This window comes from Sphingomonas sp. (genome assembly GCF_965200135.1).
Taxonomy (GTDB): Bacteria; Pseudomonadota; Alphaproteobacteria; order Sphingomonadales; family Sphingomonadaceae; genus Sphingomonas.
Window position 1 is genome coordinate 386,882 of the sequence record NZ_CBDATK010000006.1, and the last position, 13,217, is coordinate 400,098.

The 13,217-nt window shown below is 68.0% G+C and carries 13 protein-coding genes; 8 read left to right on the forward strand and 5 right to left on the reverse strand.

The annotated features are described in order from the left end of the window. Nucleotides 1-103: 103 nt before the first annotated feature. Complete coding sequence (locus ACOFKS_RS06600) at nucleotides 104-547, reverse strand: response regulator (protein ID WP_419808446.1); 444 nt, start codon at nucleotides 545-547, stop codon at nucleotides 104-106. Nucleotides 548-645: 98 nt separating this feature from the next. On the opposite strand from ACOFKS_RS06600, the gene ACOFKS_RS06605 reads away from it, so the two are divergent. From ACOFKS_RS06605 to rsmD, 3 genes are all read left to right on the forward strand, one after another. After that, complete coding sequence (locus tag ACOFKS_RS06605; RefSeq protein WP_419808447.1) at nucleotides 646-1,947, forward strand: pseudouridine synthase; 1,302 nt, start codon at nucleotides 646-648, stop codon at nucleotides 1,945-1,947. Between the two features lie 63 nt (nucleotides 1,948-2,010). Next, nucleotides 2,011-3,609 carry a serine hydrolase gene (locus ACOFKS_RS06610; protein WP_419808448.1) on the forward strand — a complete coding sequence of 533 codons (1,599 nt, stop codon included), beginning with the start codon at nucleotides 2,011-2,013 and terminating at the stop codon, nucleotides 3,607-3,609. Between the two features lie 127 nt (nucleotides 3,610-3,736). Further along, complete coding sequence (gene rsmD / locus ACOFKS_RS06615) at nucleotides 3,737-4,291, forward strand: 16S rRNA (guanine(966)-N(2))-methyltransferase RsmD (protein WP_419808449.1); 555 nt, start codon at nucleotides 3,737-3,739, stop codon at nucleotides 4,289-4,291. 37 nt (nucleotides 4,292-4,328) lie between these two features. On the opposite strand, the gene ACOFKS_RS06620 is transcribed toward rsmD, so the two are convergent. Beyond that, on the reverse strand, nucleotides 4,329-5,324 hold the full coding sequence (locus ACOFKS_RS06620; RefSeq protein WP_419808450.1) for a phosphatase PAP2 family protein: 996 nt from the start codon (nucleotides 5,322-5,324) through the stop codon (nucleotides 4,329-4,331). Nucleotides 5,325-5,689: 365 nt separating this feature from the next. Between ACOFKS_RS06620 and ACOFKS_RS06625 the strand changes: the two genes are divergently transcribed. Further along, nucleotides 5,690-7,963 (forward strand): ATP-dependent helicase, encoded by a 2,274-nt coding sequence (locus tag ACOFKS_RS06625; RefSeq protein WP_419808719.1) that lies wholly within the window; start codon nucleotides 5,690-5,692, stop codon nucleotides 7,961-7,963. A gap of 76 nt (nucleotides 7,964-8,039) precedes the next feature. Here the strand turns inward: ACOFKS_RS06625 and ACOFKS_RS06630 are convergent, their stop codons facing one another. Continuing rightward, nucleotides 8,040-8,957, reverse strand: coding sequence for a hypothetical protein (locus ACOFKS_RS06630; protein ID WP_419808451.1), 918 nt, complete (start codon nucleotides 8,955-8,957; stop codon nucleotides 8,040-8,042). 58 nt (nucleotides 8,958-9,015) lie between these two features. Between ACOFKS_RS06630 and ACOFKS_RS06635 the strand changes: the two genes are divergently transcribed. Then, nucleotides 9,016-10,136 (forward strand): IS3 family transposase gene (locus ACOFKS_RS06635; RefSeq protein WP_419807427.1). Its coding sequence is split into 2 segments (ribosomal slippage): nucleotides 9,016-9,265 and nucleotides 9,265-10,136, totalling 1,122 coding nucleotides; the frame shifts between segments, so codons are not numbered across the junction. On the opposite strand, the gene ACOFKS_RS06640 is transcribed toward ACOFKS_RS06635, so the two are convergent. Further along, nucleotides 10,125-10,568: a hypothetical protein gene (locus tag ACOFKS_RS06640; protein ID WP_419808452.1), complete on the reverse strand. Its 444-nt coding sequence runs from the start codon at nucleotides 10,566-10,568 to the stop codon at nucleotides 10,125-10,127. The genes ACOFKS_RS06635 and ACOFKS_RS06640 overlap by 12 nt on opposite strands. A 509-nt stretch (nucleotides 10,569-11,077) precedes the next feature. On the opposite strand from ACOFKS_RS06640, the gene ACOFKS_RS06645 reads away from it, so the two are divergent. Beyond that, the gene (locus ACOFKS_RS06645) at nucleotides 11,078-11,608 is read left to right on the forward strand and encodes a glycine zipper 2TM domain-containing protein (protein WP_419808453.1); all 531 of its coding nucleotides are present in this window, start codon (nucleotides 11,078-11,080) and stop codon (nucleotides 11,606-11,608) included. Nucleotides 11,609-11,740: 132 nt separating this feature from the next. Then, nucleotides 11,741-12,190, forward strand: a complete 450-nt coding sequence (locus ACOFKS_RS06650) for a DUF3617 domain-containing protein (protein WP_419808454.1) — start codon at nucleotides 11,741-11,743, stop codon at nucleotides 12,188-12,190. Here ACOFKS_RS06650 and ACOFKS_RS06655 read toward each other — a convergent pair. Next, nucleotides 12,187-12,507, reverse strand: a complete 321-nt coding sequence (locus ACOFKS_RS06655; RefSeq protein ID WP_419808455.1) for a hypothetical protein — start codon at nucleotides 12,505-12,507, stop codon at nucleotides 12,187-12,189. The genes ACOFKS_RS06650 and ACOFKS_RS06655 overlap by 4 nt on opposite strands. Before the next feature lie 211 nt (nucleotides 12,508-12,718). On the opposite strand from ACOFKS_RS06655, the gene ACOFKS_RS06660 reads away from it, so the two are divergent. Continuing rightward, nucleotides 12,719-13,216: a DUF5872 domain-containing protein gene (locus tag ACOFKS_RS06660; protein ID WP_419808456.1), complete on the forward strand. Its 498-nt coding sequence runs from the start codon at nucleotides 12,719-12,721 to the stop codon at nucleotides 13,214-13,216. The last annotated feature ends 1 nt before the right edge of the window (nucleotide 13,217 follow it).

A 13,217-nucleotide genomic window follows, 5' to 3' on the forward strand; every position in this document is an offset into this window, starting at 1 on the left:
CTCGCTCCTCGATCCGATCGCAAGGACCCTAGCGGCAAAAGCGGGCGAGGACAGCCACGACCGTCGCTACGGGGACGCGACGGTCCCGCGCCACGACGCGGCGTTACGGGACCACCGCGCCTCCCGGCGCATCGAACAGCGTCAGACCCGCGGGCAGTCTGCGCGCCTTCTCCCCGCTCAGTCGCGCGTCGATCGCCTGGATCGCCGCCACCAGATCGCGCGGGCTGTAGGGTTTCGCCAGCCACGCCGCCGCCAGCGCCCGCGCGTCCGCAGGAACCTGTCCGGTCACGAACAGCACCGGCACGGCGCGCGCCTGCGCCGCCCGCGCGACGTCTAGCCCGGATCCGTCCGCCAGTTGGATATCCGCGACGATGAGGTCGATCACCTGACCCGACTGGAGCACCTCGATCGCGGGCGCCACGCGATCGACGGTCGCGACGATCTCGAATCCCGCATCGGTCAGCGTGTGTTCGTTGTCGAACGCGACCAGCGGCTCGTCCTCGACGAGCAGCAGCCTGGTGATGAGCCGTTTTCTGCGCCCGAACACGACCGCCCCCCTTTGTTCTTGCGCCCAACGCGCGAGTCGCCGCCGGGTCGCAACAATTTCCGCCCGCGCCGTCGCTTTCCGCTATAGCGAGCGCAGCCATGGCACGTCCCGTCGAAGAACCCAGAGAAGGCGAACGGATCGCCAAGCTGCTCGCCCGCGCCGGCATAGCCTCGCGTCGCGAAATCGAGCGGATGATCGAGGAGGGCCGCGTCGCGAAAAACGGCGTCGTGCTCGACACGCCCGCGACGACGCTGACGTCGCTGGACGGCGTCACGGTGGACGGCAACCCGGTCGCCGCGCCCGAGCCGGCACGCCTGTTCCTTTACCACAAGCCGACCGGGCTGCTGGTCACCGAGCGCGACCCGCGTGGCCGCCCGACGATCTACGATCGGCTGCCCAAGGACCTGCCGCGCCTGGTGCCGGTCGGGCGACTGGACCTCAACACCGAGGGGCTGCTGCTGCTCACCACCGACGGCGGCTTCAAGCGCCAGCTGGAGCTGCCCGCGACCGGGGTCGAGCGCACTTATCGCGCGCGCGCCTATGGGCGGGTCAGCCAGGCGCAGCTGGAGGAGCTGATTCACGGCATCGAGATCGACGGCATCCGCTACGGCTCGATCGACGCCAATCTGGAGCGGCGCACCGGCGCCAATTTCTGGATCGAGATGACGCTGACCGAGGGCAAGAACCGCGAGGTTCGCCGCGTGCTCGACCATATCGGGCTGGACGTCAGCCGCCTGATTCGCACCCGCTACGGTCCCTTCGTTCTCGGCGACCTGCCACCGGGCGAGATCGGTGAAGTGCGCGGTGCCGATATCGGCGCGTTCCGCCAGGCGCTCGCGAACAAGCGCCCTACCGGCCCGGAGCGGGTCCAGGCGGCGCCACGACCGGCGGCCGCGCGCCCCGTCCGGGCCGTGCCGAGAATCCAGCAGGAAGTCAGGCCGCGCACCGCCGTCCAGCCCCACGCCAGGCCACAGCCTGACGCCAAGCCGCAGCCTCAAACCGCACCACAGCGATACGCCAGACCCCGGACCAACCCGGCGCCCCAGCCCGAGCCCCATTCCGGCGCAGGCCGGGGACCCGTCGCGGCGCACCCGCGATCGGCGCCGTTCGCGCGCCCGACCCCGACGCCCGCCCCGAGCGCGCGGCCGGTGAGGCAGGCGACCCGCTCTTCGGCAACCGCCCCGCACTTTGGCACCGCCTCTCGACGGGGTGAGGAAGCCGTCAGGACGCAACGCGCGACCACGCCGCGCAAGCAAGCTCCCACGCCCACCGGCCGAGCCACCGGTGACGCGGCGCGCGCAGACGGCGACACCCCGGCTCGACCCGCGCGGATCGAGCGCAAGACCGGCTGGGCCAAGCCCAAACCGAAACCCGGCGCGCGCCCTCCCAAGAAGCGCTGAGCCATCGACACCCCTGATCGTTTGCGGCACCTTCCCGTCACGACACCGGGAGGAGCAAGAACGATGAACGCACTGTCACGCCGCGACGCACTGATCGGCGCCGGGATCGGGGCGGGCGTGGGGCTGGCGACGCTCGCGACGCCGGCATGGGCGCAGACAATGGCGGGCGACGAGGTCGACCGCATCGTCACCGGTTTCATGCAGGCGTTCCAGGTGCCGGGCATCGCCGTCACCATCGTCCGCCCCGGCCAACCGGTGCTGGCGCGCGGGTACGGCGTCCGCGAGCTGGGCCGTCCGGGCCGGGTCGACGCCGACACGCAGTTCGCGATCGCGTCGAATTCCAAGGCGTTCCTCGCCGCCGGCATCGCCATGCTGATCGAGGAGGGCAAGCTCGGCTGGGACGTGCCGGTCGTCCGCTACATGCCCGACTTCGCGACCAGCGATGCCGACGTCACCCGGCTGATGACGGTGCGCGACCTGCTCTGCCACCGCAGCGGGCTGCCGTTGGGCGCGGGCGACCTGATGCAGTTCCCGGTCAGCGACCACAGCCGCGCCGACATCGTCCACGGCCTGAAATACCTGCCGTTCGAGCGCGGCTTCCGCACCGGCTATGCCTATGACAACATCCTCTATGTCGTCGCGGGCGTGCTGGTCGAGCGGATCAGCGGCCTGTCGTTCGAGGAGTTCATGACCCGGCGGCTGCTGCGCCCGCTCGGCATGCGGATGGACATGGCGAAGGTGATGGCGAACCCCGCGTCGCTGAAGGGCACCAACGTCGCGGCCCGTCACGCACGGCTCGGCCCGCCGGCGCGCGGGATCGGCGCGGTGCAGGTCGTCGAGCCGGACGAAGGCACGGCGGGCAGCCCCGCCGGCGGCATTCTTTCCAGCGCGACCGAGATCGCGGTGTGGCTTCGCACGCAAATGGCGCATGGCGTCACGCCCGACGGCCGCCGCCTGTGGAGCGACGCGAACGCCGCCGAAATGTGGACGCCGCAGGTCATCACCAACACCGGCACCGGCCCGAGTCCCGACGACCCCGGCCGCTCCGTGTTGCAGGCCTATGCGCTCGGCTGGTTCGTCGGCGACTATCGCGGCCACCGCCTCATCTCCCATTCGGGCGGGCTGTCGGGCCAGATCACGCAGACCGCGATGCTGCCCGAACAGGGCATCGGCGTCGCGGTGTTCACCAACATCGAGGATCGGCTGAGCGCCCAGCTTCGCAGCGCGCTGCTCGATGTCGCGCTGGGTGTGCCCACGTTCGACTGGCTGGCGGCGACGCGGCGTATCCGCGCGAAGAACGAGGCGGAGCTTCGCGCGGCGGCGGGCACCGGCGACTTCACCGTCCCGCCCGGCGGCCCGTCGCTGCCGCTGACGGCCTATGCCGGGCGTTATCGCGATCCGTGGTACGGCGACGTAGTCGTGCGCGCGACCGGCGACAAACTGGCGATCGACTTCACCCGCACGCCGGTGTTCAAGAGCGTGCTGGAGCCGTTCGGCCCCGACAGCTGGCGCACCCGCTTCGCGCCCGGCGCCGGCGAGGACGCGGTGGTCGCGTTCGTGATCGAGGACGGCAAGCCGACCCGCCTCAAGCTCCGCGCGCTGTCGCCGCTTGCGGACTTCTCCTATGATTTCCAGCACCTGACGCCGGTGCGGGTGAGCTGATCGGCGCGTACCCGTCATCCCCGCGAAAGCGGGGACCCATCACCCGACCCTAGGACTCGCCCGACCGCAAACCGGCTCCCACCAGCACGGGAATGACGAACCGAGGCTGCTGCGCTAACCCCGCCGGGTGAAACCGCGCTCTACCCTCCGCGTCATCGCCGGCACGCATCGCGGCCGCCCGCTGACCACGCCCGCCGGCGATGCTACCCGGCCCACCGCCGACCGCACCCGCGAGGCGCTGTTCTCGATGCTGACCAGCCGCCTCGGCAGCTTTGAGGGTCTCGCCGTCGCCGACCTCTTCGCCGGGTCGGGCGCGCTTGGAATCGAGGCGCTGTCGCGCGGCGCGGGGTCGTGCCTGTTCGTCGAACAGGACGCTCGCGCACTCGACGCGCTCCGCGCCAACCTCGCCGCGCTGTCGCTGCGCGGCGAGGTGCGTGCCGCCAGCGTCCTGGCGCTCGGCCCCGCCCCCGCCCCGCTCGACCTGATCCTGATGGACCCGCCCTACACCACCGGCGCGGGCGTCGTCGCGCTGGAGCGGCTGGCGCGGCTCGGCTGGACCGGCCCCGCCACCTGGATCAGCATCGAGACCGCGCGCACCGAAACGGTCGAGGTCAAGGGCTTCACGATCGACGCCGACCGCACCCACGGCAAGGCGAAGCTGACCCTGCTCCGCCCGACGTGAAGAGAGCCGGAGGGCCAGGCAACTGAACGCGATCCGCTCAACGGACCGGCGCCATCGCGGCGATCGGACCCCGCACCGACGCCTTTGCGTCCATCCAGCTATGCAGCGCACGCACCGCCCCCAGCGCGATCGCCGCCACGGCCGCGCCGCCGAGGATATCGACCAGATAGTGCGTTCCCTCCACCGGCGTCGCCAGCAGCATCGCGGCATTGACCGCGATCACCGGCCAGCGCAGCCGCCGCATCGGCCAGGCCGCCGCCATGAAGATCACCGCCGCCGCGCTGTGAAAGCTCGGGAACGACACCAGCCCGCGTAGCGCGCCCAGGTCGAGCACGCGGATCGCGTGATCGCGCAACGGCGGGATCAGCGCCGGCTGCCACAGCGCGCTTTCCGGCATGTACGGCATCGGCCCATGCCACAGATAGGCCAGCGGTCCCACCGCCGGCGCCAATCGAAAGGTGAACAGCGTCATCGTCGCCGCCAGCGTCAGTGCCGCGATCAGCGCCCGCGCGCGCTTTCGCTGCCCCGTCCAGGCGAACGCGATCAGGATCGCGGCCGGCATCCAGAAGATGCTGTCATAGGCGATCCGCCCGCCGACCTGCAGCACCGGGTGCGCCGCCACCAGCCGATACCAGGCCAGCCAGTCGAACCCCAGGGCGGCATCGGCGCGCGCGAGCAGCGGATCGACGAAGCCCCGCGTCTCCGCTGCCGCCGGGTAGCTCGCGACTGCGCCCGCGACCGCGATCAGCGTTCCCAGCGAGAGATACTCCGCCAAATCGCGCGCCAGCCGCTGCCCGCGCGTCGTTCCGTCGCGCCAACTGACGCACAGCCCGATCGCCAGCGCGAAGCATATATAGAAAGGCCAGGCGCTCGGCGCCGCCGGATCGATCGCCAACCCCGCCCGATACAGCGACATGGCCACCGTCATCACCCCGACCGCAGCACCCGCGATCATCCACTCGCCGGGGATCGCGGTCCCGCTGTCGTCCGTCACCATCGACGTGTCCTGCCCCTTTCCGGCTGAACGCGCCATGACAGTGTAATGACGGTCGGGAAAGTCCGACCGTTAGGCCGGCGTCCCGGAAAGCGCGCGAACCGCGGCAGGTCCGCCGACGATGGGTGCCAAGGCGGGGCGTCGACGGTCTGGACAGGCGCGGCCGGCGGCACGGCGTCCGGGTCATCGACGCTCGCCGCTTGAAGGTCGATCTGGCCAGGAAACACCGCCGCGCTGAGATGGAACAGCCCGCCCCGCCCGTCTCGCGGAACTGCCGCGCCGCCTCATGGGCGGTAGCCGCGCGCACCCCGAACCGCTTGCCCCGACGGACCGCGTTCCCTAGCTGTTCACCCGTGAACCAGCCTGTCCAAGCGCCCGGAACCGATCTAGCGGACCCACCCTATCTGCGCGGCCTCAACGCGCCGCAGCGCGAGGCCGTGCTCACGACGGAAGGACCGGTGTTGATGCTGGCGGGCGCGGGCACCGGCAAGACCGCCGCACTCACCGCCCGCCTCGCGCACCTGCTCTTCACCCGCAAGGCATGGCCGTCGGAGATCCTGTCGGTCACCTTCACCAACAAGGCCGCGCGAGAGATGCGCGAGCGGGTCGGCCGCCTCGTCGGCGACGCGGTGGAGGGCATGCCCTGGCTCGGCACCTTTCACGCGATCGGCGCGAAGATGCTGCGCCGCCATGCCGAGCTGGTCGGGCTGCAATCGAACTTCACCATCCTCGACACCGACGATCAGCTGCGCCTGCTGAAACAGCTGATCCTCGCCGCCGATCTGGACGAAAAGCGCTTCCCCGCCCGCGCGCTCGCCGGGCTGATCGACGAGTGGAAGAACAAGGGGCTGGTGCCCGCCGACATCGATGCCGGCGAGAGCGAGCGGTACGCCAACGGGCGCGGCGGCGAGCTGTACCAGCGTTATCAGGACCGGTTGAAGGCGGTGAACGCCTGCGACTTCGGCGACCTGCTGCTCCACATGCTGACGATCCTCCGCCGGCATCGCGACGTGCTGGACCTGTATCAGCAGCGCTTCAAATACATCATGGTCGACGAATATCAGGACACCAACAGCGTCCAGTATCTCTGGCTCCGCCTGCTCGCACAGGAACGCAAGAACATCGCCTGCGTCGGCGACGACGACCAGTCGATCTACTCGTGGCGCGGCGCGCAAGTGGAGAACATCCTCAAGTTCGAGCACGACTTCCCCGGCGCGACGGTGATTCGCCTCGAGCAGAACTATCGTTCCACCCCGCACATCCTGGGCGCGGCGGGCGGCGTCATCGCCAACAACACCGGGCGGCTCGGCAAGCAGCTGTGGACCGAGCTGGACGCGGGCGAGAAGGTGCGCGTGCTCGGCGTCTGGGACGGACCGGAGGAGGCGCGCCGCGTCGGCGAGGAGATCGAGGCGTGCGGCCGCAACGGAGTTAGCCTCGACGACACCGCCATCCTGGTCCGCGCCGGTCACCAGACCCGCGAGTTCGAGGACCGCTTCATCGCGATCGGCATGCCGTACAAGATCGTCGGCGGCTTTCGCTTCTACGAACGCGCCGAGATCCGCGACGCGCTCGCCTATCTCCGCATCGTCAACCAGCCCGCCGACGACCTCGCCTTCGAACGGATCGTCAACGTCCCCAAGCGCGGGCTGGGCGACAAGGCGCTGGCCCGCATCCATCAGCTCGCGCGCACGTCGGGCGAGCCGCTGACCGTCGCCGCCGCGCGCATCCTCGACACCGACGAGCTGACCCCGCAGGCGCGCCGCGGGCTCGGCCGGCTGGTCGGCGACATCGCGCGCTGGCGCGACATGGCGCGCGAGCTGCCGCATCCCGAGCTCGCCCGCCAGCTGCTCGACGAAAGCGGCTACACCGCGATGTGGCAGGCGGAGAAGTCCGCCGACGCAGCCGGGCGGCTGGAGAACCTGTCCGAGCTGGTCCGCGCGATGGAGGAATACAAAACGCTCGGGGCCTTCCTCGAGCACGTCTCGCTGGTGATGGAGCGCGACGGCGACCAGCGTGTGCCCGAGGTCACGATCATGACCATTCACGCCGCCAAGGGGCTGGAGTTCGACACCGTCTTCCTCGCCGGCTGGGAGGAGGGGCTGTTCCCCTCGCAGCGCGCGCTCGACGAGGGCGGCACGCGATCGCTGGAGGAGGAACGCCGCCTCGCCTATGTCGCGATCACCCGCGCGCGGCGCCGCGCGATCATCCTCCACGCCGCCAATCGCCGCATCTATGGCCAGTGGACGTCTAGCCTGCCGAGCCGCTTCGTCGCCGAGCTGCCGCCCGAACATATCGATACCGAGACGACGATGAGCGGCGGCGAGTCGCTGTGGCGCGCCAACTGGAGCGAGCATGCCGACCCCTTCAGCAACGTCGCGCGTGGCTCCGGCCGTGGCCCCGGTTGGCAACGCGCGGCGGGCACGCTCGACGCGAAGCAGCCCGGCGGCGGCTGGACCGAACGCACCTTTTCGACCGCGCCCGCGCGGATCGTCGAATCGAGGGGGCCGTCGATCAGCCTCGGCAACAAGGGTCGCGACGACGTCGCGGTCGGTCAGCGCGTGTTCCACCAGAAATTCGGTCAGGGCACGATCGCCGAGATCGAGGGCAACAAGCTGGAGATCGACTTCGATCAGGCCGGGCGGAAACGGGTGATGGACAGTTTCGTGACGGCGGTGTGAGGCTCAGCGCCGCACTTCGAGAGCAGTCTCGATAGCATTTTTCGAGATCGGCCACTTCTCCGGACCGCTCAGTCGCTTAGCCCAACGCCGGACCTCGCCCCAGCGCATAGCGGACGAGTTCCCGCAGGCCGAAATCGGTGCCCGTCACCGGTTTCCAGAGTGGGTCCATCGACAGGTACGACGAACCGTCGCCGAACAGCAGACCCAAAAACACCTCGGCCACGATGCGCCCACCGACGGGGCCCAGCTGCGGCGTGGAGATCGGCACGCCCTCCACCGTCGGCACGGTCATAGGCGTCCGATGTTTGACCGCCTCGGCGAGGATATAGGTCCACAACGGGCAGTTGCCCTCGAACGCGGTTCCGTCACCCCCTGCGGCCGTCACGGCGGCCACGATCGGTCCGACCACGTCGCCGACGGCGGGCGCATCCACGGCCTTGCCGAGAATGATCTCGGCGTCGTCCAACGGCGTCTCGGCCATCGCGCGCGCCACCGCTTGGCCCGATGGCAACCCGAGCAGCCAACCGCGTAGCAGGTTACGTTCACCCAAGGACGCCGGTTTGTCTCCTGCGACGGAGCGCGGCAGATCGTGCAGAAACCCGACCAGCGACGTGTCGATGCGATAGGCGAACTGTAGCCGGTGTTCCTTTGCGGCGACGTCCCCGTCATTGGCGCGGGGGAAATCGTCGGCGTCGATGAACCGCCCCCAGTCGATGGCTCGCCCCGCCGGCGGTGTGCGAAAGCCCGCCAGCGACTCCTCGTTCGGCGTCGCCTTGCGCGCGAAGATGGGGAGGAGATGCGCATCGTTCAGGCGATAGCCCGGTCGCACCATGGAGTGTCCCAAGCGGTAGGCGGCGACCGAGAACTCGACCGGCATGAACGGATCGTGGCGCCAATGGAAGTATTGAAGCTTGTGGCGGTCGTAGCGTCCATTCGTTTTCATCGCGTCCAGGACCGGACCTGAGACGATCCGCGACAGATAGTCGTTCACCATGACCTGCTCCCCGGAAATCATGCCATTGGTAAGTTAGCTCGTCAGATGGAGACGAGCGATGCGGCGAAGCCGATTTACCGAGGATCAGATCATTGGCGTGCTGCGCGAGCACGAGGCTGGCGTGAAGACGGCGGACCTGTGCCGCAAGCACGGGATCAGCGATGCGACGTTCTACAATTGGAAGTCGAAGTACGGCGGGCTGACGGTGTCCGACGCGGCGCGGTTGCGGGCGCTCGAGGATGAGAACCGACGCCTGAAGAAGCTGCTGGCGGAGTCGATGCTGGACGTGTCGGCGCTTAAGGATCTGCTGGGAAAAAACTGACCCGGTCTGCAGAGCGCTATGCTGCGGTGGAGAAGCTGATGGCCGATCACGGCTTCTCCGAGCGTCGCGCCTGCAGGCTGATCGGGGTCAATCGGTCGGCATGGCAATATGAGCCGCTTCGCGGGAAGGACGATGCTGTCCGCGAGCGGATGCGTGAGATCGCGAACGAGCGTCGTCGGTTCGGCTACCGGCGGCTGGCGATCCTGCTGCAGCGTGAGGGCAAGGGCATGAACCTGAAGAAGGTGTATCGGCTGTATCGCGAGGAGCGGCTGACGATACGCAAGCGTGGCGGGCGCAAGCGCGCGCTGGGCACGCGGGCGCCGATGGCAATCCCGCAGGAGCCCAACCAGCGCTGGTCGCTCGACTTCGTATCGGATGCATTGGCCTGCGGCCGGCGGTTCCGCTTGCTCAACGTCATCGACGATTACAGCCGGGAATGCCTGGCCTGCATCGTCGATACGTCGCTGTCCGGTCGGCGGGTCGTTCGTGAGCTGAGCGCTATCGCCGAACGTCGCGGGCTGCCGTGCATGGTGGTCAGCGACAATGGCACCGAGCTGACCAGTCACGCCGTTCTTGCCTGGTGCCAGGATACCGGGGTCGACTGGCATTACATCGCGCCGGGCAAGCCGCAGCAGAACGGCTTCGTCGAAAGCTTTAATGGTCGCTTGCGCGACGAGTGCCTGAACGAGCACCTGTTCCCATCGCTGGCCGCGGCAAGACGGATCATCGAGGCATGGCGGACGGACTACAACACCGTGCGTCCGCACAGCAGCCTTGGCGGGTTGGCACCCGCCGAGTTCACCAACTGCCCCCGCCAGGGGCATATGGACACTGAAGCTAAGTTATCAGCGGCCTGAAAACGGGGAGCAGGTCAGCGGGTCGCCAATTATCGCGCGGTGGGCGAAGCGCGGCAGGTCGTGCGCGTGCGTACCCGGCGCGCCGGTCATCGCGTCTCCGAGTTGGAACCGACCGTCGCCATGAAACATGTAGGGCTGGTCGCCGGGACCGCGACCATACACATTGTCCAGATTGAACGTGGGTGTGCGGAAATCGACCAGCCCGTCTGGGTCAAGCGCCTTGGTCAACGTGCTGACCGGATCGAATGTTATGTCATGGTCGACGAACTGACCGAAATAGGTGAACAGCGCCGGTATCCCGCTCTCTTCGGGGTCGACGCCGTCGAAGGGATCCTCGGCGTCGGCGGACATGGCGTTCCCGAGTGCGCGCAAATTGTCGCGATTGGCCTTGTCGGACGTGCCGAACTGCGCTGCCGGCAGATTTCGGAACATGCGCCCGAACCGACCCTCGAACAGCGGCGAGCGAGTCGCTCCCAAGCCGCGTGGCGGAACTCCATGCACAGTCGTCATTGCTCACTCCTGAAAAAGGAACACAAGCTAGTGGCGACTTTTTTATTGTTACCTGTAGCTAGCAAATAAGTAGCATCTTTGCGAGTCCAAACTCGATGTTGTTCATATTAGTTGTTTAACTGAATATTTTGAACGTAAGCCGCGCATTATGTGAGTCTTTTATAAGGTCAGCGATGTTTTTATTGTAGCCACGCTTCGGGTTTTACCTACTTCCACACTGGAGCGGGGCGTCTTTGTTAGCGAATCGCGGCGAGCGCCCCGGCGTCGGGCAAGGCGAGAAGCCGGCCCGTTCTTGCCGTCCCGTCCGCGCGACAGGGTAGCGAGCGGTCGTTCGCGGAAGCCTTCCCGTTCAGGAACGATACGGCTGCGAAACCGTATTCCTCTGTGTCCGGCCAGTCAGCCGGGCCTGTAATCCAGAGGAACCCGTTTCCATGCTCACCAAGATCATCACCGCAGCGGCTGCCGTCGCGACGCTCGCAACCGCCGTTCCGGTCATGGCGCAGAGCCGCGCCGACGATGCCCGTTTTCGCGCGGCGCAGGAGCGCTTCGATCGCGAATATCAGATCTTCCGTCAGGAGGCGGATCGCTATTCGCAGGCACGCGGCCGGGTCGGCTATGCGCCGCAGGGTTATCAGCAGCCGCAGGGCTACAACCAGCGCCCGACCGCCTATGACGACAACGCCTATTACGATCCGTCGCGCGACTATCGCGCCGGTCAGCAATATTCGGAGCGGACGCTCTCCAACGACGACCGGGTCTATGCCGGCACCGACGGCCGTTACTATTGCCGCCGCTCTGACGGCACGACCGGCCTGATCGTCGGCGCGGCCGGCGGCGGCATTCTCGGCAACGTCATCGACGGTGGCCGTTCGCGCACCGTCGGCACGCTGCTGGGCGCGGCGATCGGCGGTCTTGCGGGTCGCGCGGTGGACCAGAACAACAGCCAGGTCCGCTGCCGCTGAATCAATCGATCCGGGGCGGCGGTGCCGTCCCGGATCGTTCCGCCCGTGATATAGCGACCAAGGTCAAGTCGCATACCGGGACGACCATCGATTATCCTGTCCAGCCAGCCGCGCCGGGCGTATCGTCGTGCCATGCTCCGTCCCATTGCCGCACTCGTCCTACTCGCCGCCGCCGCGCCCTCGTCGGCTCCGGTGCCCGGCCTGTGGCAGGTCGTCAGCACTCCCGGCACCGCGACGCTGGACGGTCGCCCACTCGCCGACCTCCCGTACACGCCGTCTTCACCCGACGAGCCGCGCTGCCTGACGTCGGCGATGCTTCACGATCCCGTCGCCCTGGTCGTTGCCCAGACACCCGACGGCTGCGAACAGACCGGTCGCGTCCGGACGCGCAGCGGTGTCAGGATCACCGGCACCTGCCGTCCGCAGGCACCGGGCCTGGCCCGTGGCAGCTACACGCTCGACGGCCGCTGGACACGCGACCGCTATACGGTTCGCTTCACTACCAGCAACGCATCGGAGAACGGGACGATGGGCTTTTCCGGCACGATCGCGGCGAAGCGCGTCGGCGACTGCCCGGTCTAGGCGACGTCGACCGCGATCAGCGATTCGCCCTGATACCGCTCGGCCTTCGCATCGAACAGCGCGCTGGGCGCGAACCGCCGCGGTGTTATACGGACGCCGCTCAGCCCCGACAGCTTGAACGTGCCCAACTTGACTTCCTTCGGCGGTCGCCCGTCACGCTCAAGCGTTACGGCGTCGACGTGCAGGTCGCCATGCCGCGTGTAGAGGATGTGCGGCGCCAGCGTCACCTCCGTACGGTTATATGTCGCGGCGACCGCCTGCAGCTTGACGATCGCCTCCAGGAAGACGGGGGTAGAGGGGTCGGGAGCGGAGGCCATGGTCGTCTCCCTGCCAGCAGGATTGCTGCACTGCAACAACCGTTGACCTCGAAGCCTGTTTCGTCGCGATCAGTGCCAGAACAGCCAGATCAGCAGTATGACCGGGATCGGCACGCCTAACAGCCACATCAGGCAGCCCTTGCCCATGTTCATCGCGTCGATCTCCTGCTCACGTCATGGAACGCCGATCCGCCTTGCCGGTTCCTGCCAGATGAGCACCACCGCGACCAGGACCGATCCCACGCTTTGGGACAAGGTGAAGGAAAAGATTACCGCCGGCGACAAGGGCGGCGAGAAAGGCGAGTGGTCGGCGCGCAAGGCGCAGCTCGCGGTGTCGGAATACAAAAAGCGCGGCGGCGGCTACGAGGGAAAGAAGGACCCGCACAACAGCCTCAGCGAGTGGACGCATGAGGAATGGAGCACCAAGTCAGGTGCCAAATCGGGCGACACGCACGAGCGCTACCTTCCCAAGGCGGCTCGCGCCGCGCTGTCGGACGACGAGTACAAGCGGACAACCGCAAAAAAACGGGCCGACACGAAGAAGGGCAAGCAGTTCTCCGCTCAGCCCAAGGACGTCGCCGACAAGACCGCTCCCCATCGCGGGCATTCCAAGACCAAGGCCGATCTCTACGCCGAGGCGAAGCGGCGCGACCTTCCCGGCCGCTCGACGATGACCAAGGACCAGCTCGCGACCGCGCTCGCCCGCTAGG

Excerpts from the sequence above, each read along its gene's own strand:
- ACOFKS_RS06630 (WP_419808451.1), bottom strand. The coding sequence starts at position 8,957 with ATGGTGAACGACTATCTGTCGCGGATCGTCTCAGGTCCGGTCCTGGAC.
- ACOFKS_RS06605 (WP_419808447.1), top strand. The coding sequence starts at position 646 with ATGGCACGTCCCGTCGAAGAACCCAGAGAAGGCGAACGGATCGCCAAG.
- ACOFKS_RS06650 (WP_419808454.1), top strand. The coding sequence starts at position 11,741 with ATGCTCCGTCCCATTGCCGCACTCGTCCTACTCGCCGCCGCCGCGCCC.
- ACOFKS_RS06645 (WP_419808453.1), top strand. The coding sequence starts at position 11,078 with ATGCTCACCAAGATCATCACCGCAGCGGCTGCCGTCGCGACGCTCGCA.
- ACOFKS_RS06660 (WP_419808456.1), top strand. The coding sequence starts at position 12,719 with ATGAGCACCACCGCGACCAGGACCGATCCCACGCTTTGGGACAAGGTG.
- ACOFKS_RS06655 (WP_419808455.1), bottom strand. The coding sequence starts at position 12,507 with ATGGCCTCCGCTCCCGACCCCTCTACCCCCGTCTTCCTGGAGGCGATC.
- ACOFKS_RS06640 (WP_419808452.1), bottom strand. The coding sequence starts at position 10,568 with ATGTTCCGAAATCTGCCGGCAGCGCAGTTCGGCACGTCCGACAAGGCC.
- ACOFKS_RS06620 (WP_419808450.1), bottom strand. The coding sequence starts at position 5,324 with ATGGCGCGTTCAGCCGGAAAGGGGCAGGACACGTCGATGGTGACGGAC.
- ACOFKS_RS06610 (WP_419808448.1), top strand. The coding sequence starts at position 2,011 with ATGAACGCACTGTCACGCCGCGACGCACTGATCGGCGCCGGGATCGGG.